Origin of the sequence: Robiginitalea aurantiaca (assembly GCF_030380815.1) — a bacterium.
GTDB classification, from domain to species: Bacteria; Bacteroidota; Bacteroidia; order Flavobacteriales; family Flavobacteriaceae; genus Robiginitalea; species Robiginitalea aurantiaca.
The window spans coordinates 510,500-537,458 of the sequence record NZ_JAUDUY010000002.1 but is presented as its reverse complement, the minus strand read 5'-3'; the positions used below and the strand labels follow the sequence as shown (position 1 = coordinate 537,458).

Annotated in this window: 20 protein-coding genes; 11 read left to right on the top strand and 9 right to left on the bottom strand. The window is 47.8% G+C overall.

From position 1 onward, the window contains the following. The first annotated feature begins 114 nt into the window (after positions 1–114). Positions 115–1,317, top strand: a complete 1,203-nt coding sequence (locus tag QU605_RS05885; protein WP_289724347.1) for an NAD(P)-dependent oxidoreductase — start codon at positions 115–117, stop codon at positions 1,315–1,317. Positions 1,318–1,322: 5 nt separating this feature from the next. Here QU605_RS05885 and QU605_RS05880 read toward each other — a convergent pair whose 3' ends face one another. Next, positions 1,323–2,447, bottom strand: a complete 1,125-nt coding sequence (locus QU605_RS05880) for an Sb-PDE family phosphodiesterase (RefSeq protein WP_289724346.1) — start codon at positions 2,445–2,447, stop codon at positions 1,323–1,325. 112 nt (positions 2,448–2,559) lie between these two features. On the opposite strand from QU605_RS05880, the gene QU605_RS05875 reads away from it, so the two are divergent. Beyond that, positions 2,560–2,937, top strand: a complete 378-nt coding sequence (locus QU605_RS05875) for a DUF1801 domain-containing protein (RefSeq protein WP_289724345.1) — start codon at positions 2,560–2,562, stop codon at positions 2,935–2,937. A gap of 176 nt (positions 2,938–3,113) precedes the next feature. Here QU605_RS05875 and QU605_RS05870 read toward each other — a convergent pair whose 3' ends face one another. Both QU605_RS05870 and kdsA read right to left on the bottom strand, forming a co-directional pair. Next, positions 3,114–3,563 carry a hypothetical protein gene (locus QU605_RS05870; RefSeq protein WP_434967916.1) on the bottom strand — a complete coding sequence of 150 codons (450 nt, stop codon included), beginning with the start codon at positions 3,561–3,563 and terminating at the stop codon, positions 3,114–3,116. 167 nt (positions 3,564–3,730) lie between these two features. Continuing rightward, entirely contained in the window at positions 3,731–4,549 is an 819-nt protein-coding gene (kdsA, locus tag QU605_RS05865) for a 3-deoxy-8-phosphooctulonate synthase (RefSeq protein WP_289724343.1), read from the bottom strand. Positions 4,550–4,622: 73 nt separating this feature from the next. Between kdsA and QU605_RS05860 the strand changes: the two genes are divergently transcribed. Both QU605_RS05860 and typA read left to right on the top strand, forming a co-directional pair. Continuing rightward, a complete protein-coding gene (locus QU605_RS05860; protein ID WP_289724342.1) occupies positions 4,623–5,198 on the top strand; it encodes a hypothetical protein in 576 nt (191 codons plus the stop codon). Positions 5,199–5,465: 267 nt separating this feature from the next. Further along, entirely contained in the window at positions 5,466–7,271 is a 1,806-nt protein-coding gene (gene typA, locus QU605_RS05855) for a translational GTPase TypA (RefSeq protein ID WP_289724341.1), read from the top strand. Here the strand turns inward: typA and ppgK are convergent, their stop codons facing one another. The 3 genes from ppgK to QU605_RS05840 are packed head-to-tail and all read right to left on the bottom strand — an operon-like array spanning position 7,272 to position 9,597. Continuing rightward, positions 7,272–8,030, bottom strand: a complete 759-nt coding sequence (gene ppgK, locus QU605_RS05850) for a polyphosphate--glucose phosphotransferase (RefSeq protein ID WP_289724340.1) — start codon at positions 8,028–8,030, stop codon at positions 7,272–7,274. It abuts the gene before it with no gap. Positions 8,031–8,085: 55 nt separating this feature from the next. Further along, complete coding sequence (locus tag QU605_RS05845) at positions 8,086–8,901, bottom strand: NUDIX hydrolase (protein ID WP_289724339.1); 816 nt, start codon at positions 8,899–8,901, stop codon at positions 8,086–8,088. A 12-nt stretch (positions 8,902–8,913) separates the two neighbouring features. Continuing rightward, positions 8,914–9,597, bottom strand: coding sequence for a cell division ATP-binding protein FtsE (locus QU605_RS05840; RefSeq protein ID WP_289724338.1), 684 nt, complete (start codon positions 9,595–9,597; stop codon positions 8,914–8,916). Between the two features lie 145 nt (positions 9,598–9,742). Here QU605_RS05840 and QU605_RS05835 point away from each other — a divergent pair, with 145 nt between their 5' ends. From QU605_RS05835 to QU605_RS05825, 3 genes are all read left to right on the top strand, one after another. After that, a complete protein-coding gene (locus QU605_RS05835; protein WP_289724337.1) occupies positions 9,743–12,760 on the top strand; it encodes a tetratricopeptide repeat protein in 3,018 nt (1,005 codons plus the stop codon). A 15-nt stretch (positions 12,761–12,775) separates the two neighbouring features. Then, positions 12,776–14,524, top strand: a complete 1,749-nt coding sequence (locus QU605_RS05830; protein WP_289724336.1) for a TonB-dependent receptor domain-containing protein — start codon at positions 12,776–12,778, stop codon at positions 14,522–14,524. A gap of 125 nt (positions 14,525–14,649) precedes the next feature. Further along, on the top strand, positions 14,650–15,789 hold the full coding sequence (locus QU605_RS05825; RefSeq protein ID WP_289724335.1) for an OmpA family protein: 1,140 nt from the start codon (positions 14,650–14,652) through the stop codon (positions 15,787–15,789). 197 nt (positions 15,790–15,986) lie between these two features. Here QU605_RS05825 and QU605_RS05820 read toward each other — a convergent pair whose 3' ends face one another. After that, on the bottom strand, positions 15,987–16,526 hold the full coding sequence (locus QU605_RS05820; protein WP_289724334.1) for a DUF2911 domain-containing protein: 540 nt from the start codon (positions 16,524–16,526) through the stop codon (positions 15,987–15,989). A 232-nt stretch (positions 16,527–16,758) separates the two neighbouring features. On the opposite strand from QU605_RS05820, the gene asnB reads away from it, so the two are divergent. Beyond that, positions 16,759–18,429, top strand: coding sequence for an asparagine synthase B (asnB, locus tag QU605_RS05815; protein ID WP_289724333.1), 1,671 nt, complete (start codon positions 16,759–16,761; stop codon positions 18,427–18,429). 83 nt (positions 18,430–18,512) lie between these two features. On the opposite strand, the gene QU605_RS05810 is transcribed toward asnB, so the two are convergent. After that, positions 18,513–19,961, bottom strand: a complete 1,449-nt coding sequence (locus QU605_RS05810; protein WP_289724332.1) for an SLC13 family permease — start codon at positions 19,959–19,961, stop codon at positions 18,513–18,515. A 231-nt stretch (positions 19,962–20,192) separates the two neighbouring features. Here QU605_RS05810 and gyrB point away from each other — a divergent pair, with 231 nt between their 5' ends. Further along, positions 20,193–22,142 (top strand): DNA topoisomerase (ATP-hydrolyzing) subunit B, encoded by a 1,950-nt coding sequence (gyrB, locus tag QU605_RS05805; RefSeq protein WP_289724331.1) that lies wholly within the window; start codon positions 20,193–20,195, stop codon positions 22,140–22,142. Positions 22,143–22,268: 126 nt separating this feature from the next. On the opposite strand, the gene QU605_RS05800 is transcribed toward gyrB, so the two are convergent. Then, positions 22,269–22,637 (bottom strand): hypothetical protein, encoded by a 369-nt coding sequence (locus QU605_RS05800; RefSeq protein WP_289724330.1) that lies wholly within the window; start codon positions 22,635–22,637, stop codon positions 22,269–22,271. Between the two features lie 235 nt (positions 22,638–22,872). Here QU605_RS05800 and QU605_RS05795 point away from each other — a divergent pair, with 235 nt between their 5' ends. Further along, a complete protein-coding gene (locus tag QU605_RS05795) occupies positions 22,873–23,799 on the top strand; it encodes a malate dehydrogenase (RefSeq protein WP_289724329.1) in 927 nt (308 codons plus the stop codon). Positions 23,800–24,001: 202 nt separating this feature from the next. Then, on the top strand, positions 24,002–26,953 hold the full coding sequence (secDF, locus tag QU605_RS05790; RefSeq protein WP_289724328.1) for a protein translocase subunit SecDF: 2,952 nt from the start codon (positions 24,002–24,004) through the stop codon (positions 26,951–26,953). Positions 26,954–26,959: the final 6 nt, after the last annotated feature.

Here is a 26,959-nt window from a genome sequence, read left to right as displayed (position 1 = left end):
CGTACAAAGGTACGGATTATAAAGGGATTTACGCTCTGAATTGTTCCTCTGAAAGGATTTGCATACCCTTTGAAATCCACCTACTTTTGAGCAAATTTCATACCAAAAAGGTTTATGACATTCGGATTGATTCGCGAGCGCAAAAACCCGCCTGATCACAGGGCGGTTCTCTCACCGGCAGCATGCCAAAAAGTCCTGGAACGTTTTCCACAGGCGCAAATATTGGTTGAATCCTCTCCGGTTAGGGTCTTTTCTGATCAGGAGTATTCAGAAGCGAACATTCCCGTTGTCACGGATATGTCGTCCTGCGAAGTTCTTTTGGGAGTGAAGGAGGTTCCTTTGGACGCTTTGATTCCCGGCAAGAAGTACTTTTTCTTTTCGCATACGATTAAAAAACAGCCGTATAACCGGGAATTGCTAAGAGCGGTATTGCAGAAAAACATTGAACTCTACGATCATGAAGTCCTCACAAATAAGGCCGGAAAACGGCTGGTTGCCTTCGGCCGTTATGCTGGTATCGTAGGTGCTTACAATGGCATCAGAGCTTACGGATTGAAGACCGGGGACTTTAAGCTGCCCAAGGCAGAAACCTTGTCGGATCAGCAGGCGCTGATCCGCGAGCTTCGTAACCTGGAACTTCCTCCCATTAAAATACTACTCACCGGAAGAGGCCGGGTAGGAAATGGCTCGAAAGAGATGCTTGAAGGTATGGGACTGCAAAGAGTTGCTGTGAGCGATTACCTCACCAAGGAATTCAAACACCCGGTATACTGCCAGATTGATGCTTCGTATTACAACAAAAGAAAGGACGGGGTTCGCGGGAATAAGGAAGAGTTTATCGCGAATCCTGAGCTTTATGAATCCAATTTTTTCCGCTTCTCAAGGGTAACGGACCTTTTTATCGCCGGCCATTTTCACGGGCAGGGCGCACCCTATCTCATAACCCGGGAAGATGCGAAACAGCCCGATTTCAGGATACGGGTCATCGCCGATATCAGTTGTGATATCGACGGACCGGTCGCGCCTACCATTCGGGCATCCACAATTGCCGAACCCCTGTTTGGCTACAATCCGTTTACGGAATCGGAAACGGATTACAGGTCCCCGGAAGCCATAGCAGTTATGGCTGTGGATAATCTTCCGGCAGAATTGCCAAGGGATGCCAGTGAAGGATTTGGCGGTGCCTTTGTCAAGTATATTATTCCTGCATTTTTTGATGGTGACAAAGACGGCATCCTGGAACGCGCACTGATGACCAGAGCAGGAAAACTAACCCCCCGATACGCTTATCTCCAGGATTATGTCAATGGAACTTAAGAAATCTATTCTACAGGGATATCCCAGGTAATTTCAGGATGAACGCCCGGGGCCATGTAGGCGCCAAGTGCCCTTAGTGAAAGGACTATAGCATCTTTTATTTCCAGGGTTTTTACCTGAAGGGTGTAGGATTGCCCTGCCGGAATCTCAAATACCGGGGAACTGCTGTAAAAAGTGTACTCCATGATGTTTTCAAAAAGGAGGTCCGAACTCGTCCGATTTTCCAGAACGAGTTTCAGGATTTGCGTTTCGGGTATGTAGGATGCCTGTGTCACCACAATACTCGCCTTTAAAAAAGGAACCAGCCATTCTGCCCGCCCTACCCAGAGGCTATTGTAAACGGCTACGGTCCGTCGTTCCATCAGCGCCTCCTTCACAGCACTGCTGCTTCGGTCTTTTGCAAAGACCACAGTGAGTGGCCGGTGTTTGCCATGGTCTATGTAATCCCAGTCGATCAGCCCGTGAATATCACTTGTGCCCATAATGGTCAGGTTTTCATCCAGTGCAATTTGAAGGGCTTCCTGAGAATAATCCGTGGTATTGATGACTTCAATCCCGTGTAATTCTCCCTTGCTTATCCGTTCTTTCTGAAAATCGCTCAGTACCGGATTGCCCTGAGGTTGCTGGGCATACCAGGCAGGATGGTTCCAGAAGATGAAAGCACCCTGCTTCCTTGCTACGCTAAAGGGAACTTTCGGGTCGGTATCCAACAAGGCATTTGCATCGGTAATAAAAACGGCATTGTTATGACCCACCGGGCTGCTTCTTGTGATTTCTGAACCGTGGACAATTATCAGATCATGCGCTTTGGCCTCTTCAAGCGCGATTTGGTAAGACCTGTTTCGGTCCGGGTGGGGGATATCCTCAGCATGAGGCTGGTATTCCAGATGCTCTGTCAGGGAGATAACATCCAGCCCTTCTCTCAGGGCTTCCATTACACGGATATCCGGCCATACACTCCCATCTGAAAAAACAGTATGCTGGTGGAGATCTGTAGTGAGACTCAGGTAGCCCGGTATATCCGGAAAAGACACCGGAGTGGAACTGCTATGCGAATGCGGTTGAGCAAAAGCCGGACGTATTGAAAGGAGCAAGAGTATTGGGATCCAGAAGCGGAGGGATGGTGTCATATTTTTTTATGTATTTTTCGAACTCAATGGCCAGGGAGAACCTCCTTAGGGGGTTTGGGAAATAGCCGGGATTTTAAAGGCTATTTTGTAAAAAGGCCCCTCGATTACTTGTATGAATCCCGCAGCGCTATACATCCTCGATCAGCCCGAACCTTTTCGCACCATATTGTTACAACTCCAAACGCTCATTGAGCAGGCCGTCCCCGAATGTTCCCTGAAATTTAAATATAAAATTCCTTTTTATTATCTCAGGGACAAGCCTTTTTGTTATCTGAATTATTCGCGGGATTATGTGGACCTTGGTTTTATAAGAGGCGCCTGGCTCAAGAGCCATCCGGATGTTCTGATCTCGGAGGGTCGAAAAGTAGTCAAGTCCCTCCGCTATAGATCGGTGGGGGAAATAGATGTAGCGGTATTGTTTGAAGTCCTTGAAGAAGCCGTAGCTGCCCAGGATAAAAAAAACGGGCGACCTCCTCCGCAATCCTGGTAGGGGAAAGGATTCGGCCATAAATTTGAAAGGAATGCTGCCCGAGGGTAAGTCATTTTCTCCCCTGGGTTCCGATCCGAGATACAACCGATAATTCATAAAAAAACCGCCGGGTTAGCGGCGGTTTGTAAGTTGAAAGGAATACCCGTTATAGGGGTTCTGGTCCTTTATCAAAGGATCTATTTAAGGCGTTTAAAAATAAAGCGGGTAATAAAGATACCGGTACCATCTCCTTTACCGGAATCACTCTCTACACCACTGGTAACAAAGGCGAGTTCCCAGCCTTTTTCAATCATGGTATTCACTTTGGAAGAAAGCAGGGCATCATTTGAGGCAATATTCTGGAAGTTGATACCGGTGGCACTGTAGAAGTTCAGAATCTTGGTTTCTTCGAAATCATCTACTTTGGCTTCACCTCTTTTTGATTTATTCTGCTTTTTGTTGTCTTCAGTTCGCATGGTCGTATAGTCCTGATAGTTTTTGTCCTCTTCTGAGGAAATGATTCTGGAACGTCCCAGACCCATTGGAACAACAGATTCTATACTTGTTATGATTCGATATTCGTACGCCTGTGCAGCCAATTCAGGAATTGAGGCGCATAACAAGGCGATAAAGAGTAATTTTTTCAGCATGATATTTTATTTAAAGTTTTGAAATGATACATGTTACTGAGATAACTGATTCAGGGCCATAAAATTGTAATGATGGCCTTAAATGTGAGTCTTATCACGATTTTGCTGTAAAATACAGGCTACCTCTATTGTGCGGAAGGGGAAGAGAAGAACTTTCTCCTATCTTAAAACTGATTCACGGTTTTCCTCAGGGCTGTAAGCCGGGTGAGTAACTTTTCGAGTTGACTCAGAGGCAGCATATTGGCTCCGTCACTTTTGGCGTTTGCAGGATCAAAATGCGTTTCTAGAAATATACCATCTACACCTGCGGCAATTCCGGCTCTGGCGATGGTGTCAATTAGTTCGGGTTTCCCCCCGGTTACGCCTGAGGACTGGTTTGGCTGTTGAAGGGAGTGTGTAACATCCAGCACAACTGGTGCATATTGCTTCATTACGGGGATTCCGCGAAAGTCTACGATCATATCCTGATACCCGAACATGGTCCCCCGATCCGTAATCCAAACCTGTTCATTCCCGGAATCGGTGACTTTTCGCACTGCGTGGCTCATGCTTTCAGGGCTCATAAACTGTCCCTTTTTCAGGTTAACGGTTTTACCTGTTTTAGCTGCGGCAACGACCAGATCGGTCTGGCGAACCAGAAAAGCTGGAATTTGCAGGACGTCTACATATTGAGCGGCCCTCTTGGCATCTTCAACTTCATGAATGTCCGTGACTGTGGGAACTTTAAACGTCTCAGAAACTTTCCGCAGAATTTTAAGGGCCTTTTCATCCCCGATGCCGGTAAAGGAATCCACACGACTTCGGTTCGCTTTTTTGAAGCTCCCTTTAAAGACATAAGGGATGTGCAACCGGTCGGTTATGCCCACTATGGTCTCGGCAATACGCATTGCCATATCCTCACCTTCAATGGCGCATGGCCCCGAAAGCAAAAAGAAATTGTCTCCGGAAGTGTACTTGAGCTGAGGGATTGAAGAAAGGTCCATTTCTTAAAGTTTTGACAAAGATAGAAACTAAAGGGGGAGCTTTTAATACCTTGATATTTAAAACCACCATTATATGCGCCCAACCCTGTTCTTACTGGTATTGCTGGTCTCCTTTTCGCTTTTCTCCCAAAGGACCGAGCGCGGTTTTGGCCCGGTGTATCTGGAGCGGAATAATTTTCAGTTCAACTTATTGATGCCGGGATTTCAATATGAATTCGGGCTGGCCCGCAACCTCACCGTTGGCGCGGAAGTGGGTTTGAGTCTGGCGACCCCCACAGAAGGGTATTCGCTTGCACCAGCGTATCGGGCTTTTTCGCGTTACTATCACAATCTTAAGAGCCGGGCGTCCCAGAACAAAAATGTCACAGGAAATTCAGGGAACTATTTTTCGGTTTCCTTTCAGCAGTATTTTGTGGAATGGGAATTGGCAGGGAATCTGGATAACGAGGGACGGGACCTGAATTTTCTGGGCGTCCTCTACGGGATACAAAGGACTTACAATAATGGATTTGCTTTTGGAGCTGAAGTCGGGGCCGGGAATTATTTCAGAAACCGGATAAGCGGGGGCATAGGGCCTGCAGTGAATTTCAAAATAAGCTGGAACCCATTTCACAAGAGAAAACAAAATCGCATACCGGAATTTGATTAATTTGAATGGCCTTGGAATTTGGTCCGGATAAGATTGCGCTGGCTGGGGCAACCGCCCCCTCCCCAATCTCAAGATACCCGCAGCTTCTGCAAATTCCCAGCACAGGTTGAAAATAAAAACACCCTGGAATATCCGGAATGCAACACCTTTCAGATGCGCCAGTGCAGAAGGATTTCAGGGATCGGAATTTGTGTTTCCTTAAATTAAGTATAACAAGCGCATTTACAGGATTATTAGACGTATCTTTGCGCGCTTAAAATCAGCTATATGGCTACAATCAAAAATATTGCCATCATTGCCCACGTCGACCACGGGAAAACAACCCTGGTGGATAAAATACTTCACTATTGTGAACTCTTCAGGGAGAATGAGCAAACAGGGGACTTAATTCTGGACAATAACGATCTGGAGCGCGAACGCGGCATTACCATTGTATCGAAGAATGTTGCCGTAAACTATAAGGATACCAAAATAAACATCATCGATACTCCGGGCCACGCGGATTTTGGAGGGGAAGTTGAACGCGTGCTCAATATGGCCGATGGTGTACTTCTTCTGGTCGATGCTTTCGAGGGACCCATGCCACAGACGCGTTTTGTACTTCAAAAAGCCCTAAGCATGGGCTTAAAACCCTGTGTGGTGATCAACAAGGTGGATAAGCCAAACTGTACGCCCGAAGAGGTTCATGAACAGGTTTTTGACCTGATGTTCGAGCTGGGTGCAGAAGAATGGCAACTGGATTTCCCGGTCGTCTATGGCTCTGCCAAGGAAAACTGGATGGGTGAAGACTATTCGAAGCCCACAGATTCCATCGCCCCGTTGCTCGATATGGTGCTTGAACACATCCCGACCTTTGAGCCGGAAACGGGTAACACGCAAATGCTCGTTACCTCCCTTGATTTTTCATCATATACCGGACGTATCGCCATTGGAAGGCTGCAACGCGGTCCTCTCAAAGAAGGCCAGCCGGTTACCCTTGTAAAAAGAGATGGAAAGCAGGTGGCTTCGCGTATAAAGGAGCTCTATACCTTTGAAGGCCTTGGCCGGAGCAGGGTACAGGAGTTGCAAACCGGCGACATTGGAGCCCTGGTCGGACTCGAAGGCTTTGATATTGGAGACACTATTGCCGATATTGAAAATCCGGAAGCCCTGGGGACCATTGCCATTGATGAGCCCACGATGAGCATGCTCTTTACGATAAATGACAGTCCATTTTTCGGAAAAGACGGAAAATATGTTACCTCTCGACACATAAAGGAACGCCTGGAAAAAGAGCTTGAAAAGAATCTTGCCCTCCGCGTTAATGAAACGGACAGTGCAGACAAATTTATGGTCTTTGGAAGGGGTGTCCTTCATTTATCGGTTTTGATCGAAACCATGAGGCGGGAAGGTTATGAACTTCAAATCGGCCAGCCACAGGTTATTTTAAAAGAAATAGACGGCAAACAATGCGAGCCCATTGAGTCCCTGACCATCGATCTGCCGGAAGCTGTTTCCGGGAAGGCCGTGGAAATGGTCGCCATGAGAAAGGGTGAAATGACCAAGATGGAATCCCGGGGAGAGCGCATGCTATGCGAATTTCTGATCCCATCAAGAGGAATTATCGGACTTCGGAACCAACTCCTGACAGCTACCGCAGGGGAAGCCATTATGGCACACAGGTTTTTGGAATACCAGCCCATGAAAGGGGAAGTTCCTCAGCGTCAGAACGGGTCCATGGTTTCCATGGAGACTGGTAAAGCGATTCCATATTCCATCGACAAGCTACAGGAGCGCGGGCGGTTTTTTATCGATCCGGGAGAGGATATCTACGAAGGACAGGTCATTGGGGAGAACTCCCGAGGAGATGATATGGTCATCAATGTGACCAAAACCAAAAAACTCACCAACGTCCGGGCTGCAGGATCTGATGATAAGTCCCGCATTGTGCCGGCGATCAAGTTCTCCCTTGAAGAGGCTTTGGAATATATTCAAAAGGACGAATACGTGGAGGTGACTCCAAACCACCTGCGCCTTCGAAAGATCCATTTAAAGGAAACAGACAGAAAACGGGCGAAGTCCGCAGACGCCTGATTACTGGAGGTATAGTTCGGGGTGGTTCACAAGGCAACCTGTGGCAGCCCCGATAATCCCCGCATGGTTCTGCAATCCGGCCGGGATAACTTCGGTTTCTATATTGATGTATTCCTTGTATTCCTGAAAGTGTTTGGACGTTCCTCCCCCAAGGATGATCATGTCCGGATTCACAATAAGTTCCACTAACCCAAGGAACTTATTAAAACGCTTGCCCCATTTTTTCCAACTCAGGCCTTCGGCTTCCCGGGCCGAGGCAGCTGCCCAGGATTCTATTTTACTGTATTCTTTGTAGGGTATCTGACCGAGTTCGAAGTTCGGTATAAGCCTTCCGTCGAGAAAGGCACCACTGCCCAATCCCGTGCCAATGGTGATCATCACGATAAAACCTTTGAGTCCCTTACCGATACCGTAATTCATTGTGGCATAACCGGCAGCATCGGCATCATTGATAACTGTAAAATCATTCCCGGATGCCTTTTCAAATGTTTTTTCGATCGAGACATTCATCCAGGATTTATGCAGGTTGCCCGGGGACTTACACACCCCTTTTTTGACTACTGTGGGAAAGCCACATCCTACCGGCCCCGTGTAATTGAAATGCGACACAATTTCGGCGACTACTTCGCCCATTTCCTCTGGCTTTCTGCTTTTCGGTGTTGGGATCCGAAAACGATCCGATAGCATTTCACCGGTTTCCATGTGGATAAGTGCTCCTTTTATTCCTGAGCCTCCCACATCTATTCCGAGTACTTCCATGTATGGGTATTGATTTTGCCCTGCAAAGTACTAAAAAAGATCGGGTCTTAAAGATTCATTTCAGGGTGCCCCGCTGATACAGGAAATCAAAAACGAGCTGGTCTGCAGGGGCGACCAGATGGCGATCGCTGTAGGTCAGCCATACAATTTCCCGTACTTCTGAAGAAGGTTTTAGGTCTCCTGAATACAGTGCTGTATAGCAGCTGAGTCGGACCAAAATCCCCGGGGGTTGCCCATCTGCCTGCGCTTCAAAGACCCCCAGAAATTCGATGCTTTCCGCTTTCAGGGATACCCCCATTTCTTCTTTGGTTTCGCGAACTACGGCTTCGTGTTTTCCTTCGCCTTCAAGGGGTTTCCCTCCTGGGATGTAATACCGGTCATTCCCTTCGCTCCGGCTACCGAGTATGCGCCCGTCTTTCAGGTGTACCCAACTTACCGCTTCGATGATTTGATCGGTTGGTTCAATATAATAATCGATAGAATTCAGGGAGTGGTTTGGATCTATCCAATCGAGGAAGGCATCCACGGCTTTTCCAAAACCGCTCAGCGTATCATTCCGTTTGTTTCGACCCAGAGCACTGCTGATGGTTTCATCCCTGTTTCCGAAAGCGTAGCCGCCTTTCTTAATCCAAAGCAGGTTTAAGAGGTGTTGCATCAGTACGTTCCCCAACTGATCGATGGAAATGGCAATCTGCAATAGAAATTCCCCCAACCCCCTGAAACCCCTTTTGATCAGGGTGTAAAAAATCCCGTAAATCAGGCCGAAGAACCCGGTTGTCAGCAGCAGGATTATGGAGATGACAAAAAGCAGGAGCCCGACAAGGGGATGGGTTTTCCGGTCCGACTGTTCCCTGTTTTTGCGATAAATCATCCTGATTTGGGTTTAACCCGCCTTTTGAATTACTTCAAAGACCTTATTCCCATCGCATTTGAGGGTTTTTGACGGATATTTCAGGATGAGGGCATAGTCATGGGTGGCCATTAGGATGGTACGCCCCGTTTTGTTGATTTCCTGAAGTACTTTCATAACCTCTACACTGGTCTGTGGATCCAGGTTTCCGGTGGGCTCGTCAGCCAGTATGAGTTCCGGATCATTCAAAAGGGCCCGCGCAATGGCGATGCGCTGTTGTTCGCCTCCGGAAAGTTCATGGGGGAATTTGAAGCCTTTGGTCTTCATGCCAACCTTATCGAGAACTTCCTCGATCCGGGTGTCCATTTTACCGGAATCTTTCCAGCCCGTAGCCCTCAGGACAAAAAGCAGGTTATTGTGAATATTCCGGTCCGGGAGGAGTTTAAAGTCCTGGAACACGATGCCGAGCTTGCGCCTCAGATGGGGGATGTCCTTTTCCGGAAGGGTTTTAAGGTTAAAGCCCACGATACGGCCATTGCCCTGTTTCAGGGGAAGATCGGCGTAAAGTGTTTTCATAAAACTACTTTTCCCACTTCCCGTTTTTCCGATAAGATATACGAATTCCCCGGGCTTGACATCCAGGCTGATATCGTTCAGCACCATATTTTCCTTTTGGAATACGGCAACATCTTTGAGGGATAATACAGGTTCGGCCATTGTCTGTTTGTTGATATAAAAGTAAAAAGTTCCATTGGATAGAGCAGCACGGAGTCACAAAATTCCCTTAATTCATTTTCGCGGACATACTTGTAAACTGGAATCGCCGTTATTAATGGAAATTCGGTTATCCCAAGAGAACACTATGGAAAAACCTTATATCGCTCTGGCAGTCCTGCTTATGGCGACTGCAATCTGCCTCGGGCAGGAAACCATGGTTTACACCCATGACGAATCCCCTTATCAACAGGCGTTTAACCTTTACCGCAACAAACAATATCAGGCGGCTCAAACCCTTTTTGAGTCGGTTTTGGCTACAAGCCAGGACGAACAGACCCGCGCCAATAGCGCGTATTATATCGCCAATGCTGCGGTTCGGCTCAACCAACTTGGTGCAGACCGCCTTATGGAATCCTTTGTCGCCGACTATCCTACGTCCACAAAACGGAATTCCGCTTTTATGGATGTGGCCGATTATTACTTCGAGAATGGGCGCTATCCATATGCGCTGAAGTGGTATAACAAAGCGGATCCGGGTTCCCTGAACCGAAGTGAGCGGGAGCGTTTTGATTTTCGCAAGGGATATGCCTTGTTTAATTCAAATAAACCCGGCCAGGCAGAGCCTTATTTTCAGCGGGTGAGCAGTTCTGCCGAATACGGTTCCCAGGCAAAATACTACCTGGGCTATATCGCCTATCAACAGGACGACTACCAGGAAGCCAATGAGCGTTTTGATCAGATTGCAGATCAGGAAGTGTTGCAGGAGAAACTCTCCTACTATCAGGCAGACATGAATTTTAAGCTGGGCAATTTCAGGGAAGCGATCACTCAGGCCGAGCAACAATTGTCAAAAGCGAACCGAAGGGAGGTTTCGGAATTGAATAAAATCATCGGGGAGAGTTATTTCAATTTGAAGGAATATGAGGCGGCCGCGCCTTATCTGGAGCAATACCAGGGTAAGGGTGGAAAATGGAGCAATACCGATTACTATCAGTTGGGCTATGCATACTACAAACAGGGGGATTACGCCAATGCCATAGGACAATTCAACAAAATTGTTGACGGAGCGGATTTTGTTGCGCAAAACGCCTATTACCACCTGGCCGAGTGCTATCTCAACCTGGATAAGAAACAGGAAGCCCTTAACGCTTTCCGCAATGCATCACAGATGGAATTTGATGCGGAAATCCGGAAGGATGCCTATTTGAATTATGCCCGTTTGAGCTATGAACAGGGCAATGCTTATGAATCTGTCTCCGAGGTGCTGCAGGGGTATCTGCAGACTTATCCGGGGGATGGAAACGAAGCTGAAATCAAAAAACTGCTTATCGATTCCTATCTCTCTACCCGTGATTTTAAGGGAGCCCTGGCGCTTCTGGAGGAAAAGGAATCCTTTGCAAGCCCTGAGACCTACCAAAAGGTAGCATACTACAGGGGTGTTGAGGTATTCTTAGAGGAAGATTATCAAGGGGCTCTTGCCCTTTTTGAAAGATCCTTGTCCAGGGGAGGAGATCCTGTTTTCAAAGCCAGGGCACAGTATTGGAAAGCTGAAGCTGCCTTCGAACTGGGACGCTTTGAGGAGGCCCTTACGGCTTACACCCAATTCGGAAAATTACCTGCATCAAGTGCGCTCGAGGAGTACAAGGGGCTGGATTATCAGATAGGCTATGCACATTTCAAACGCAATGATTACGAAAATGCAGCCCGCTATTTCGAAAAGTATACCAGGAGCGGCGGCACGGGAGACCAGAATGCAGATGCCTTAATGCGGCTGGGGGATAGTTATTTTGTCAGTAGTTCCTACCGGGATGCCATTGCAGCATATGATCGTGCGCGGAGTTCGGGCAGCCCTGATCCTGATTACGCAGACTTCCAAAAGGCCCTTTCCCTGGGGTTCCTTGGACGGGAAGGCGAAAAACAACAGGCCCTTACCGCGTTTATTGATGCCTATCCCAAATCCACACTGAAAGACGATGCCTATTTGGAACTGGGAAATTCGTTTGTACAGGAAGGGAAAAGCTCAGAAGCGATAGCCGCCTATGATCGGCTTATCAGCGAGTATCGCATGAGTTCGCTTGTTCCAACGGCTATGATGCGCAAAGGCCTGGTTTTCTATAACCGGGGCGACAACCGCGAAGCTCTTGAAGTCTTTAAGGAGGTCACCCGGGTATATCCGGATAGTGACCAGGCCGTGCAGGCCGTGCAGACAGCGAAGCTGATCTATGTGGATTTGGGCGAAGTAGACGCTTATGCGCAATGGGTCCGGGGTCTGGATTATGTAGAAGTAAGTGATCAGGAACTGGAAACAGCTTCCTATGATGCCGCAGAAAAGCAATATCTGGATGGCAATGCAACCCGGGCCGAAAAGGCATTTGAAGCCTACCTGAAGGAGTTTCCCGGGGGAAGTCGTCATATCGAAGCGCGATTCAGACTCGCCACCTTGTATTTTCAGAGGGGTGAGACTGAAAAAGCCCTGGAGCCTTTTAAAATGGTGGCGGAATCCGGTACGGGAGAAATGGCGGAACAAGCGCTGACCCGTGTTTGTGAAATCCTGATTTCGGGCGAAGGGTACCCTCAGGCCATACCGTATTTAAAACGACTGGAGGCAATAGCGGATATTCCACAAAACCGAACATACGCCCAGTCCAATTTGATGAAAGCCTACTTTGAGAACAAGCAGTATTCCGAGGTACTTGAGTATGCGCAAAAGGTCCTTGATAACCCTTCCCTTAACGACCGCATCCGCTCTGATGCCCGCCTCATGACGGCTCGGGCAGCCATGGAAACCGGAGACGCTACCAAAGCAAGGGAGGCCTATGCCCTGGTTTTGGAAACAGGAGGCCGCGAAGCCAAGGCGGAAGCCCTTTACTACAAGGCCTTTTTCGAAAGGGAAGATGGAGATCCGGAGGCTTCCAATGCCAGCCTGCAGGAATTGGTACGCGATTATGCCACCTACAGGCAATGGGGGGGCAAGGGACTCATTGTAATGGCCTTGAATTACGACCAGTTGGACGATGCCTTTCAGGCCACTTACATCCTCGAGAGCGTTGTGGCCAATTTTGAGGACTTTCCGGATATAGCCTCCGAGGCGGGCCGGGAACTTTCAAAAATAAAAACTCGGGAAGCTACCCGAAATGCCTCTATAAAACCAGAAGGAAATTAAAGACGCCACCCGGATATGAAAATGACGAAACTGCTCATCCTTTGCCTGGTATTATCTTCAGTGTTTTGCCTGAATGCTCAGGAAAAGGACCTTGGAACGGAGACGGTGACCGTAGTACGATCCTACCGGCCCACGGTTAGCGATGCCTACAAATTAAAAACGGTCCCCAGCCTCAACGACAGTATTGTCGGCAGCAGGATCCCAATTCAATACAGTATTTTTTCAGTACCCGTGGCTTCAACCTTTGTCCCTGCCAAGGGGCAGGCAGCTACGGTTGCCCGTGTGGAACGCGAGAAGCTATACAACACCTACGCCTCTTTAGGACTGGGCAACTATACCAATGCGCTGGCGGATTTTTACACAAGTCTTGATTACGACCGGGGGAAGCACTTATTGGACGTTGGGTTGAATCATTTTTCCTCAAGAGGAGACATCGATGGGACCTTTCTCAATACGGATTTTTACAACACCGGACTGGACCTGACCTATGCCCGCCGGGAACGCGAATGGGATTGGAATCTCGGGGCGGGTATTGAGCACAGGAAGTACAATTGGTACGGACTCCCGGAGGGTACGTTAGAAACAGATCTCCCAGGAAATGTCGATGAAGCTCAGAATTACTTTATGGCTGAAATCAAAGGAGGGGTACATCTTTCGGATAGCTTTTTTGATGAAGCATCCGTCCTGGTCAGGGGCTTTTGGGATGCCGTTGGATCGGGTGAGAATCGCATGGCCCTTAAAGGCAATATTGGGTTGCCGATTAGCGATGAGACGTTCACCCTTGGTGTGAGTCTGGATTATGTTGGAGGGGAGTTCGAAAATGGTCCCCTGACGCAACTTCAAGCCGAGCCAGGAGTTGTATACAGTTATTTTCAGACCGGAATCCTGCCTAGCCTGGAATTAATCCGCGATGATCTGAAGCTGGAACTGGGGGCCAAAATTGTCCTGGGGCTCGATACCGAAAACAGCCAGACCGACTTCTATATTTACCCAGCAGTGAATGCTTCCTATGTCCTTTCAGAGGATATGTTGGTTGCCTACGGTGGGGTAGAAGGAGGGCTGATCCAGAATTCCTATTACGATTTCAGCAACCAGAATCCTTTTATTTCCCCAACGCTTATGGTAATGCCTACAGACAGGCAATATGAAGCATATCTGGGGATAAGGGGGCAATTACTGCCCCAGTTGAGCTATAACTTAAAAGGAACGTATCGTGCAGAGAATTTTTCACCTCTTTTTCTTCTGAATCCGGTAAACGAATTCCGCTCAGACGATAAAAGCTATATGTATGGAAATTCCTTCCGGGTATTCTACGACGATGTCAAAACACTGGGAATTTTCGCAGAGCTGGAGCTTTCGGTCAACAGAAATTTTACCCTGGGGGTAAATACCAGCATAAATGATTACAGCACGGAAACCGGAAATCCGGCCTGGAACCTCCCAAACCTGGAGGGAAGCCTTTTTATGGATTACCAAATCGGATCTCAATGGTATTTTGGTGCCAGCCTTTTTTATGTGGGCGAACGGGAAGATCTCGCATCCATTGCGGGATCCGTAATTCCACCTGAAGATTTTCCAGCTCAGATCCGAACACTCGAAGGGTATTTTGATGCGAACCTGCAATTGGGATATCACCTGAATGGGCAACTTTCCCTTTTTGCAAGGGCCAGTAATTTGGTGAATAATTCCTATCAGCGGTGGGCGAATTTCAGGGTACAGGGGTTACAGGTGATGGCTGGAGCGAGTTATAAATTTGATCTCTAAAGCGCTGTCAGGATCATTTTGATCTGACGCCTGACCGTTTTAGGAGCCCTTTGATCGAGGGATTCCGCATGCATTTGGTGGTTTTTGCCTAATTATAGTACCTTGAAAGTTCAAAAGTCAGTGTGATGTTTCTCAGAATACACCCAAATCTTGTCCTCATTGCGTTTTTAGGTGTTTTGCCTGTGTTTGTTTATTCACAAAATTTGATTTCCAATCCGGGGTTTGAAACCTACAATGAATGTCCCAGGCATTTAGGTAATTTACATCAGGATGTCGCCGATTGGACAACACCCACCTCAGGCACAACGGATTACTTCCATATGTGCAGTTTTCATATGGGAACCCCCGAAAACTTTAATGGGGTTCAGCGAACCGTGGAAGGTGAGGGCTATGCAGGATTCTATGCGTATGCTCCGGACGATTACAGGGAATATTTACAGGTACCCTTAAGGTCAACCCTCAAAGCAGGTGCGGTCTACAGGTTGTCTTTTTACGTCAGTCTTGCCGAACGTTCGGATTACGCCATTCGGGACTTTGGTATCCTCTTCAGCAGTGAACCCCTCGAAATAGATACCAAGAAGAATATCACCAAGGCCAAGCGTTTTGCCTATGCAGAGAATGAATACAACTATTTCGAGACACCGGCCGATGATTTCCTGTCGGATACCTCGGACTGGAGTCGGATCGAGGCGCGTTTTGAAGCAGAAGGCACAGAACGGTACCTGATTCTGGGGAATTTCCGCACCAATCGGCAAACCCGTACCACAAAGACCGGGAGAAGTTCCAATAAAGGAGCTTATTATTATATCGACAAAGTTGCGCTATTAGAACAGAAACCGGAACTGGCCATAGCACATGCGTCTTCTGAGCGCCAAAAGGAAGGGTTTCAACTCGATAGCCTGCAGGTGTTTCGGTCATTGTTATTTGAGTTTGACACCTACAGTCTTTCGCATCCGGGACGTGAGGAACTACAATCTCTTTATGAGTTTCTGAGGCAGGATCCTGATTTACAACTCCAGCTGGCCGGGCATACCGATGGGAAAGGAACTGTGGATTACAATAGGACACTTTCCGAAAAACGCTGTCTGGCCGTAGCGAAGTACCTTGAAAACCTTGGAATACCTTCAGGCAGGATACAATGGGAGGGCTATGGATCTTCAAGGCCTATCGCCTCTAATGAAACGGAAGTCGGCCGGAGTCAGAACCGCCGAGTGGAATTCCTTATCCGAAAAACCCGGCACCTGCCACCGGATTCCGAGAAATAAATCGCTGCGGCAGTCCTTTGTTTGGAATGTTCTGTAGTATCTGTTATCCCATTAGTGATCCCAGACTTTTGCGGATAGGATGGTCTTTTGGGCAAGGCACACAGATACCGCTCCCACAACGGATGATTTTTTCACAGGAACCAAAAAAAAAGCGGCCTCATTGAGGCCGCCATGTTTGGATTAGAAAGGGAATACAATTACCACATTACTGGAACTGCTACGCGGGTGTTACCCCATCCCATAACCATATGCGCACCGCCGTCAACTTCTTTAAAGGCGATGGAAAAAGCTTCAAGGGATTCTCCGGATGTGCTTGCAGCGGCAGTAGTCCGGGCTACATCTCCTTTTTCGTCGTAGGTATAAGCACCCCATTGATTCAGATTCTTGTTCAGGATTACTGTCCATTCCTTGTCACCTGGAATGGTAAACAGGGCATAGGTCCCTGCCTTTACATCCTGGCCACCGAATTTGACGTCCTTGTAAAAAGTGATTTCAGGAGCTTCATTTGCCCCGGTACGCCAGACTTTGCCAGCCGGTGCGAGATCGCTGAGCGATCGCCCTTTGAGCTGGGGCCGTCCATAAACAATTCGCATCGCCTTGTCGGAAACTTTATAGCTGGAAGGAAAGCTGGCCATATCCATGGGGCTCTTGTCCAGCCCGCTGAATTCCTGGGCGTTTGAGGAAGTTGTAAAAACAAGTGCAAGTACAAAAAGTGAAAGCGTTAGGTATTTTTTCATCTGAATGGTTTTTTTAGATGGCTAAAACTACACCCTTTTAGAAGAGCCCTGTTTTAAAAACTCGTTAAAATTTAGAGTTCTTACGAACCGATATTAATCAGGTGGTTTATTCAAATTAAACTTTCATATATAATTAAAAAACACTTATAATAGTAAAAAATGAAATTAATTATGAATTAAATGTTTTAAAATAGAAACTTTAAATCAATATTTGAATCAAATTTATATTGATATGTGTGGAATCGTTTGTGCATTTGATTTAAAACAACCCGCTTCTGAATTGAGGTCACGCCTGCTGGAAATGTCCGGTAAATTGCGACACCGGGGTCCGGACTGGAGTGGTATTTACGCCTGTGAGAACGCAATTCTCACCCATGAGCGCCTGGCAATTGTCGATCCGGCTTCGGGCCGGCAGCCGATTCTCAGTGCCGATGGGGAGCTCATACTTGCCGCCAATGGAGAGATTTACAACCACAGGGCCATTCGCGAGGCCCTGGGCGATTCGTATGCGTTTCAGACCCAATCCGATTGCGAAGTAATCCTGGCACTTTATAAAAAAGAAGGTACCGGATTTTTGGACTCCCTCAACGGGATCTTTGGATTTGCACTTTATGACCTGCCCAATAATCGTTATTTCATCGCCCGGGATCATATGGGAATAATCCCGCTCTATATGGGATGGGACAAACACGGTACTTTTTACGTGGCATCTGAATTGAAGGCGCTCGAAGGCGTTTGTGTCCGGATTGAAGTTTTCCCTCCGGGACATTTTTTAAGCAGTGAGCGTTCCGGCTTGCAGCGCTGGTATACCAGGGACTGGCAGGAGTATGATGCCGTTGCGGAGAATCCAACTGATATTCCTGCCCTTCGCAAGGGGCTGGAAGAAGCTGTACATCGGCAGCTCATGTCTGACGTACCCTATGGCGTTTTGCTATCGGGCGGACTGGATTCTTCAATAACATCGGCGATCGCCAAAAAGTATGCAGCGATGCGCATCGAAGCGGACGATACCACAGAAGCCTGGTGGCCCCGTCTGCATTCCTTTTCAGTAGGACTTGAAGGTTCCCCGGATCTCGCTGCGGCAAGGAAGGTAGCCGAGCACATTGATACGGTTCATCACGAAGTGGAATTTACCATTCAGGAGGGCCTCGATGCTTTGCGGGATGTTATCTATCATCTGGAAACCTATGATATAACCACTGTACGTGCCTCAACCCCTATGTATCTGTTGGCCCGGGTCATCAAATCGATGGGTATAAAAATGGTGCTCTCCGGAGAAGGAGCCGATGAACTTTTTGGCGGTTACCTCTATTTCCACAAGGCTCCGGGCGCGCGAGAATTTCACGAGGAGAATGTCCGTAAACTTGATAAACTCCACCTGTACGATTGTCTGAGGGCGAACAAATCCCTTGCCGCATGGGGAATTGAAGGTCGTGTTCCTTTCCTGGATAAGGAGTTCATGGATATCGCCATGCGCCTGAACCCCAGTGATAAAATGATCGGAGATGGGCGGATGGAAAAATGGGTTCTCAGAAAAGCCTTTGAGTCGTATCTACCCGAGTCTGTGACCTGGCGACAGAAAGAACAGTTTTCGGACGGAGTGGGATACAGTTGGATCGATACGCTGAAAGAAGTAGTGGAGGCAGAAGTTAGCGACGACCAGCTCACCAATGCCCATTACCGCTTTCCGATACAACCCCCTACCAGTAAAGAGGAGTACTACTACCGTGAGATTTTTGAATCGCACTTTCCTAGCGATGCAGCGGCTCGCAGTGTGCCCCAAGAGCCTTCTGTGGCCTGCAGTACGCAAACGGCCCTGGAATGGGACGAGGCTTTTAAGAATCTGAACGACCCTTCGGGCAGGGCTGTTCACCAGGTGCACGAAGAGGCCTATGAGGTATAGTTGCTTCAGGTTGCACTACCAGAGCCATCAGACCCATGTAACTAAAGGCTCAAGGGCAGCATTCCGGGTGTACCCTAATCCTCTTAAGTCACCAGGGCATAGATTATAAAGGCGAAGACCGTGATGAGAATGGGTGAAATGAATCCCATCGCCACCCCTCCGAGGCGAAAATCTTTTTGCTCCAGTTTTCCGGTGCTATAGGCGATGGCATTTGGGGGCGTAGAAATGGGCAGGAACAGAGCCGATGAAGCACTTAAACCGATTACGATGGGCAATATGACCGGATTCTCAAAGGTAAGAATGATCCCCACCGGGATAAGTATGGTCGCCGTGGCCGTATTGCTCATAACATTGGACATGAAAATCGTAAGAAAGCCAAAACCGAGTACCATGACGTAGAAATTCAAATCGAATTGTTGGATTTTTTCTACATACAGATCGGCCAGCCCGGTTTCCTTTATCGCCAATCCGAGGGCGAGTCCCCCCGCTACCAGCATGAGTGTGTCCCAGGGCAGGTGACGCACATCATCCCCGTTAATAATGCCCGACATGGTCAGCAGAATAATGGGAAGGAGTGAAACCACAGAAGCGGGGATACCATGGGCTTTTTCGGTTAGCCACAAAAGTAAGGTCAGCCCCATTACGATCAGGACAACCCTTTTTTTAATGCGTTCAAACCTGTAATTGACCTGGTATTCCGCAGTTTCTTCCGAGGGCAGTTCAATATGCATTTCCGTGCGTCTTGGAATGTATTTTCGGATGAGTAAAAACCAAAAGACTAGCGTAAGGATAATAGCAAGGGGAAAGCCAACGAGCATCCATTCCAGGAAACCTACATCAATACCATGCGTATTGAGGGCCTCCACAGCGATGGCATTGGGAGGAGATCCGATCAGAGTTCCCATACCTCCAAGGGATGCGGCTCCCGAGATTCCGAGCAGTGAAGCCTTTGTAAACGGTGCATCATCTTCCAGGGTACTGATAAATGGCATTACAGAAGCGATCATCATGGCCGCGGTTGCCGTATTGGACATGATCATGGAGAAGAGGGCTGTGGTGAGCATCATCCCCAGCAGGATGTATTTCGGATTCGTGCCGAATTTTGCAATTGACATGCGGAAGACTTCTTTGTCCAACCCGGTTTTCCGCATGGCTTCAGCCATAAAAAAACCACCCAGCATCAACCAGATTACACTGCTGGACCATGAATTGACGTATTCGCTGTAATAGGACTGAACATTTTCCGGGTCTATCTTGGAATAATAACTGTTCATCGCAAAAATGAGAAACCCGAAAACCAGCAATCCGACGGCAAAAGGGGGTATTGCCTCGGTAACCCAGAGTCCCACGGCGAGAAACAACAGGAAAAGCACGTAAATCTGGGCCTGATTCATGACGGGTTCGTACAGGGCGTAAGTCAGCCCAAAGGCCAGAATAATGGCAAGCAGGAAGTAGATAATTTTACTCTGAATATCTACCACCTTCTGCATTTGGGGCAGTAACTTTAAGGATGCGGTTCTCGAATCAGCCATGCGAAGCAGGGGTTTGAGTTCAAACTTGGGCAAAGGTACAGGTTACTCCAGTTTAACAACATAATAAATGTCATCTTTCGGGGAAGCTTTATGGGCTTAAAAATCGATGGAATTGTTCTTAAATTGTTGATAACTTCAAAGCATTGAATGCTCGGAAAGCACAGTTTTCATGGGCCATTCCGTATATTTGTAAGATTGTAAAATTTGAAGTCGAATTTCCTAAAAACAGGTATGAGCGAACAAGAAAATAAGAAGGCCTATGGCGCCGATAGTATTCAGGCACTGGAGGGGATTGAGCATGTAAGGATGCGTCCATCCATGTATATTGGAGATGTCGGGGTACGCGGGTTGCACCACCTGGTTTATGAGGTAGTGGACAACTCTATCGATGAAGCCATGGGAGGCTATTGCGACACCATTCACGTTACCATAAACGAGGACAATTCCGTCACCGTCGAAGATAATGGTCGGGGGATTCCCGTCGGCCTGCATAAAAAGGAAGGTGTTTCTGCCCTCGAGGTAGTTATGACCAAGATTGGGGCCGGAGGAAAATTTGATAAGGATTCCTACAAGGTTTCAGGTGGACTGCACGGGGTAGGGGTCTCGGTTGTCAATGCCCTTTCCAACCACCTCAAGGCAACCGTACATCGCGAAGGCAAGGTATGGGAACAGGAATACGAGAGGGGAAAGAGTTTATACCCCGTAAAAAGCATCGGTGATTCGGACAAGACAGGGACTGTGGTCACCTTCCACCCGGATGAGGAGATTTTCCAGCAAACCATCGAATTCAGCTACGATACCCTCGCCAACCGCATGCGGGAATTGTCCTATCTCAACAAAGGGATTACCATCAGCATCACGGATCGACGGGTAAAGGACAAGGATAATGAAGGCGAATTCAAAAACGAAACATTTAAGTCCGAGGAAGGCTTAAAGGAATTTATACGTTTTCTGGATGGCAATCGCGAACCACTGATTCAGAATGTCATCTCCATGGAGGGTGAGAAAAATGACATTCCTGTTGAGGTTGCCATGATCTACAATTCTTCGTACACGGAGAATTTACATTCGTATGTAAATAACATCAATACACATGAAGGGGGTACGCACCTCTCGGGTTTCCGCAGGGGACTGACTACCACTTTGAAGAAATACGCAGACAATTCCGGGATGTTGGACAAGGTAAAGTTCGAGGTTTCCGGAGATGACTTCAGGGAAGGCCTTACGGCTATTGTTTCCGTCAAAGTGGCGGAGCCTCAGTTCGAAGGACAAACGAAGACCAAACTCGGCAACCGAGAGGTTTCTTCTGCCGTGAGTCAGGCAGTATCCGAAATGCTGACGAATTACCTGGAGGAACACCCGGACGATGCGAAAGTGGTCGTTCAAAAGGTGATCCTTGCGGCACAGGCGCGCCATGCTGCTGCCAAGGCCCGGGAAATGGTACAACGTAAAAACCCAATGTCCGGAGGCGGACTTCCCGGAAAACTGGCGGATTGTTCCGAACAGGATCCCGAGAAGTGTGAAATATTCCTCGTAGAGGGAGATTCGGCCGGGGGAACTGCCAAAATGGGACGCGATCGGAACATACAGGCAATCCTCCCATTAAGAGGTAAAATCCTCAATGTCGAGAAGGCGATGCAGCATAAGGTTTTTGAGAATGAAGAGATCAAGAACATTTATACTGCCCTTGGGGTCACCATCGGAACAGAGGAGGATAGCAAGGCGCTGAACCTTGAAAAGTTGCGGTATCACAAAGTGGTTATTATGTGTGATGCGGATGTTGACGGGAGCCATATCGAGACGCTGATCCTGACGTTTTTCTTCAGGTATATGCGGGAACTTATTGAAGGTGGACATGTCTATATTGCAACCCCGCCGCTGTACTTGGTGAAAAAAGGAAATAAAAAGCGCTACGCCTGGGATGACAAGGAGCGGGATACCATTGCAACGGAATTTGGAAATTCCGGAGTGGGTATACAGCGTTATAAAGGTCTCGGAGAGATGAATGCTGTTCAGCTATGGGATACAACGATGAACCCTGAATTCAGAACGCTGCGACAGGTTACCATAGAAAACGCGACCGAATCGGACAGGATATTTTCAATGCTTATGGGGGATGAAGTACCTCCAAGACGCGAATTTATCGAGCAGAATGCCATTTATGCCAATATCGATGCCTAGCATCGCTTCTTTCAATTTAAAAACCCCCGACTTACAGGTCGGGGGTTTTTTTATAGGTTTAAAAAAAGAAAACAGCTGTGTAAGGCCAGCTGTTTTCGCAATTGAGGGTATTAAAAAAAACAGGAACTATTCGCGGTAAGCCAGGACGTTTCCCTGCAGGTCCATGAGCAGGTTTCCCTCCTGATTTTGTTTTATTTTCACTACGTTTTTAACCTTCTTTAAACCTGGATAGTGTATGGTATACACATCGGCATGGGCTTCCCATTGAAAATCCGTTTCCACCACTAATTCATCCCCGGCATAAAGGTTGTAACGTCCGAGATAGGCGTCATTAAAAATCCACTCCTCCCGTTCCATATGTTTGGCTCCACTGTCCCTGGAAGCCTGGGTTTGGGCCCATATTCCAATTACAGGGTCAGTATTTTCAGGAATTTCGGAACAACTGCTAATCGCAGAAATAGCCAGAATCATAATGAGGGAACTAAAAGTGCGCATGGTGTCGGTTTTAAGATTCGGTATTTAGGCCAACGCAGGCCCGAATCCGGGTATTGTTATTTTTCGATGTACGGTCGTTCAAAAACCGGATAATTCGATCAAAAGCATATTTCGTTAACAATTTCTGTGATTTTGAATCTTTTTTAACTCTTGACTTTAAGGAGTTGTTACAGGCGTCTTTTCAAGGGAAATTGACTATTTTTGCAACTCTTGAAACCCGATAAAATCAATCGATATGAAAGTTACCATAGTAGGAGCAGGAGCAGTAGGAGCAAGTTGTGCAGACTATATTGCCAGTAAAAATTTCGCGTCGGAAGTCGTTATCCTTGATATCAAGGAAGGAGTTGCTGAAGGCAAGGCAATGGACCTGATGCAATGTGCTTCCCTCAATGGCTTCGACACCCGGATTTCCGGATCTACAAATGACTATTCCAAAACTGCAAACAGTGACATTGCTGTGATTACTTCGGGAATTCCCCGTAAGCCTGGAATGACGCGTGAGGAATTGATCGGAATAAATGCGGGCATCGTCAAATCCGTAGCGGCAAACCTGCTGGAGCACTCTCCGGAGGTTATTTTAATTGTTGTCAGCAATCCGATGGATACCATGACCTATTTGGTACATAAAACCACAGGACTGCCTAAAAACAGAATTATAGGAATGGGAGGCGCCCTGGACAGTGCCCGCTTTAAATATCGTCTGGCTGAAGCTCTGGAGGCCCCAATTTCTGATGTAGATGGAATGGTAATTGGTGGACATAGCGATACGGGAATGGTGCCTTTGACGCGTCACGCCACCCGAAACAGTATTGCCGTTTCAGAATTCCTGTCCGAAGAGCGCCTGGATCAAGTGGCTGCGGATACCAAAGTAGGAGGGGCAACCCTCACCAAGTTATTGGGCACCAGTGCCTGGTACGCGCCCGGAGCAGCCGTTTCCGGATTGGTACAGGCGATAGCCTGTGACCAGAAAAAAATGTTTCCCTGTTCAACCTTGCTGGAAGGAGAATACGACCTGAATGACCTGTGCATAGGGGTACCTGTGATCCTTGGACGTGGTGGAATTGAGAAGATCGTCTCCATAGAACTCAATGAGGCGGAAAAGGCCAAAATGCAGGAAAGTGCTGCCGGTGTTTCCAAGACCAATGGCCTGCTGGACGTTTAAGAGTCCTATTTTTAAGTTTTACAGAAAAGGCATCTCGAAATGAGGTGCCTTTTCGCTTTCGGAAGCCCCTAGGTCCATTAGCGTGAAATGCAGGGTGCTACGTGCTTACAAATCAATTGTTTTTATTGGCAGTTCCTAGTGGAAATGATATATTTGCACGCTGTTTGCAACACCATAAAATATACAGTTAACCTCATAACTCATGCAGAATAAAGGACTTATAAAGCTCTTCGCCCTTTTGTTTGGCCTGGTAAGTATCTATCAGCTTTCCTATACATTCATCACATCCAAGATAGAAAGCGACGCCGAAGCTTACGCTGCAGCCTCAGTTTCTCCCGATGTAGCGGATTACGTAACGGAAAGGGAGACGGTAGAGGCCCGCTACCTGGATTCTATTTCAAAAAACCCAATCCTGGGCTTTACTTCCTATGAAGAAGCCAAGAAAAAGGAACTGAATAAAGGTCTTGACCTCAAGGGTGGGATAAATGTCACCCTGCAGATTTCCGTTAAGGATATCCTGAAAGGACTGGCCAATTATTCGAAGAATCCGGTCTTTAACAAAGCGCTGGCGGATGCGGATCTGGCTTCAAAAAACAGCGATGACACCTATCTGGAACTCTTTTTTGATGCCTTTGATCAGATTAAAGGGGATACCAAACTGGCTTCTCCGGATATTTTTGCCAATAAGGGCCTGAGTGATGAGGTCAATTTTGAGATGTCCGACGAAGAGGTTAAAGGTGTTATACGCCGAAAAGTTGATGAATCAGTAGTTTCTGCTTTTGAAGTCCTTCGCGAGCGTATCGATGGTTTCGGTGTTACACAGCCGAACATCCAAAGAGAAGGGAATTCAGGTCGGATTCTTGTGGAGCTCCCCGGAGCCCGTGATATTGCCCGTGCCCAGGATCTGCTCTCGAGCACGGCTCAACTCGAATTCTGGGAAACCTATGAGCCCGGTAACCAAAGCCTGCTCAATTTCTTCATTGAAGCCAATGAGTCGCTCAAGTCAATAGTGGAGAAGGAAGAGACCCCGGTCAAACCGGAATCAGAAATCGATTCCCTGCTTTCTGATGTCGCCCAGGATTCTCTGAACCTGGATGCACAGCGGAATCCGCTTTTTGAAAAATTACAACTCAGCGGCCCCGGATTTGCCGTGGGTATGGCTGCTGTTCAAGATACAGCTGAGATCGGTGCCTGGTTGCGACTACCCCAAATCAGGAGGTTGCTACCCACTGAAATCCAGTTCACCAAATTCCTTTGGGAACGCCCTTCACAAGGTACTGAAGTTGCCGCTCTCTTTGCCCTTAAGTCCAACCGGGACAACACTCCGAGAATGAGCGGGGATGTCGTCAGCGATGCGCGCGATCAGTTCGATCAGTACAACCGTCCCGCAGTCGGAATGGATATGAATGTAAGAGGTGCTCGTGAATGGCAGGAACTCACCAATGAAGCCAACCTGAATAATACGGGTATTGCCATTGTGCTTGACAATCGCGTTTACACCGCCCCCGGTGTTTCCTCCAAAGGAGGTATTGCCGGCGGGAGTTCGGAAATTACCGGAACATTTACCGTTACGGAAACCAAAGATATCGCCAATGTCCTGCGCGCGGGTAAACTTCCGGCCTCGGCTGAGATCATCGATTCTTTTGTGGTAGGACCTTCTCTGGGTCAGGAAGCGATTGACAGTGGTTTTATGTCCTTTTTGATCGCCATGATCTTTGTGCTGGTCTGGATGGTCTTTTACTATGGACGCGCCGGGTTGTTTTCGGATATCGCACTGGTCTTTAATATCGTCCTGATCTTTGGGGTACTTGCGAGCCTCGGGGCTGTGCTTACCTTACCAGGGATTGCAGGTATCGTGCTTACCATAGGGATGTCTGTGGATGCTAACGTACTGATCTTCGAAAGGATCAAGGAAGAACTTCAAAAAGGAAAAGGAATGGGTCAGGCTGTCTCAGACGGTTTTGACAATGCCCTTTCCTCTATTTTGGATGCGAATATCACCACGGGTCTTACCGCATTGATCCTCCTGGTCTTTGGAACCGGTCCGATCAAAGGATTTGCCACCACATTGATCATCGGTATCCTCACCTCCTTGTTTACAGCAATCTTTATTACCCGATTGCTTATCGACTGGTACCTTTCCAAGCGGGGTCGTAAACTGGACTTTTCCACACCTCTTACCAAAAACCTCTTTACAAATGTCAACATCAACTTCCTCTCTAAGCGGAAAGTGGCATATGTCGTCTCGGGAATTTTCCTGGTACTGAGTCTGTTTTCGCTCTTCACCAAAGGATTGGACCAGGGCGTTGACTTTGTGGGAGGACGGAACTACCAGATTCGCTTTGTGGATCCGGTGAGCCCGGCAGAGATTACCGGGGAACTCACGGCTGTTCTGGGTAGCGCAGGTGCCAAGACTTTTGGGGATGCCAACCAGATAATGGTCACCACGAAATACAAGGTAGATGAGCAGGGAACCGAGGTGGATGATGAAATCCTTGGGTTGCTTTTCACCACCCTTCAGAAATACCTTCCCGACGGGACCTCCTATGAGGATTTTGTTCCCGGCGGGACCAATGAAGATATTGGGGTAATGAAATACCGGAAGGTAGGACCTACTATCGCAGATGATATAAAGAAGAACGCCGTTTGGGCTGTGATTGGGTCTCTTGCGGTGGTATTCCTCTACATCCTTTTCAGATTCCGCAAATGGCAATTCTCACTGGGTGCCGTTACCGCGGTCTTCCACGATGTGCTAATTGTACTGGGTGTCTTCTCAGCCACGAGCGCCCTTATGCCTTTCAGTATGGAAATCGATCAGGCGTTTATAGCGGCCATCCTGACGGTTATCGGATACTCCCTCAACGATACGGTGGTCGTATTTGACCGTATTCGGGAGATTATCAATGAGAAGGGCTGGAAAGGCGGAGAAAATGTGAACCTGGCCCTGAACAGTACCTTGAGCCGAACACTTAACACCTCCCTGACTACTCTCGTAGTACTCTTGTCGATATTCATCTTTGGAGGGGAGACCCTTCGCGGATTTATGTTCGCAATGATCGTCGGGGTAATTGTGGGTACCTATTCGTCTCTCTTTATCGCAACACCGGTAATGTTTGATACCCTTTCGAGGAAACTGTCTAAAGGAAAGAAATAAGGATTT

What these genes read in the sequence shown, in the direction of transcription:
- QU605_RS05885 (WP_289724347.1), top strand. Translation starts at nt 115, where the DNA reads ATGACATTCGGATTGATTCGCGAGCGCAAAAACCCGCCTGATCACAGG.
- QU605_RS05880 (WP_289724346.1), bottom strand. Translation starts at nt 2,447, where the DNA reads ATGACACCATCCCTCCGCTTCTGGATCCCAATACTCTTGCTCCTTTCA.
- QU605_RS05875 (WP_289724345.1), top strand. Translation starts at nt 2,560, where the DNA reads ATGAATCCCGCAGCGCTATACATCCTCGATCAGCCCGAACCTTTTCGC.
- kdsA (WP_289724343.1), bottom strand. Translation starts at nt 4,549, where the DNA reads ATGGACCTTTCTTCAATCCCTCAGCTCAAGTACACTTCCGGAGACAAT.
- QU605_RS05860 (WP_289724342.1), top strand. Translation starts at nt 4,623, where the DNA reads ATGCGCCCAACCCTGTTCTTACTGGTATTGCTGGTCTCCTTTTCGCTT.
- typA (WP_289724341.1), top strand. Translation starts at nt 5,466, where the DNA reads ATGGCTACAATCAAAAATATTGCCATCATTGCCCACGTCGACCACGGG.
- ppgK (WP_289724340.1), bottom strand. Translation starts at nt 8,030, where the DNA reads ATGGAAGTACTCGGAATAGATGTGGGAGGCTCAGGAATAAAAGGAGCA.
- QU605_RS05845 (WP_289724339.1), bottom strand. Translation starts at nt 8,901, where the DNA reads ATGATTTATCGCAAAAACAGGGAACAGTCGGACCGGAAAACCCATCCC.
- QU605_RS05840 (WP_289724338.1), bottom strand. Translation starts at nt 9,597, where the DNA reads ATGGCCGAACCTGTATTATCCCTCAAAGATGTTGCCGTATTCCAAAAG.
- QU605_RS05835 (WP_289724337.1), top strand. Translation starts at nt 9,743, where the DNA reads ATGGAAAAACCTTATATCGCTCTGGCAGTCCTGCTTATGGCGACTGCA.
- QU605_RS05830 (WP_289724336.1), top strand. Translation starts at nt 12,776, where the DNA reads ATGAAAATGACGAAACTGCTCATCCTTTGCCTGGTATTATCTTCAGTG.
- QU605_RS05825 (WP_289724335.1), top strand. Translation starts at nt 14,650, where the DNA reads ATGTTTCTCAGAATACACCCAAATCTTGTCCTCATTGCGTTTTTAGGT.
- QU605_RS05820 (WP_289724334.1), bottom strand. Translation starts at nt 16,526, where the DNA reads ATGAAAAAATACCTAACGCTTTCACTTTTTGTACTTGCACTTGTTTTT.
- asnB (WP_289724333.1), top strand. Translation starts at nt 16,759, where the DNA reads ATGTGTGGAATCGTTTGTGCATTTGATTTAAAACAACCCGCTTCTGAA.
- QU605_RS05810 (WP_289724332.1), bottom strand. Translation starts at nt 19,961, where the DNA reads ATGGCTGATTCGAGAACCGCATCCTTAAAGTTACTGCCCCAAATGCAG.
- gyrB (WP_289724331.1), top strand. Translation starts at nt 20,193, where the DNA reads ATGAGCGAACAAGAAAATAAGAAGGCCTATGGCGCCGATAGTATTCAG.
- QU605_RS05800 (WP_289724330.1), bottom strand. Translation starts at nt 22,637, where the DNA reads ATGCGCACTTTTAGTTCCCTCATTATGATTCTGGCTATTTCTGCGATT.
- QU605_RS05795 (WP_289724329.1), top strand. Translation starts at nt 22,873, where the DNA reads ATGAAAGTTACCATAGTAGGAGCAGGAGCAGTAGGAGCAAGTTGTGCA.
- secDF (WP_289724328.1), top strand. Translation starts at nt 24,002, where the DNA reads ATGCAGAATAAAGGACTTATAAAGCTCTTCGCCCTTTTGTTTGGCCTG.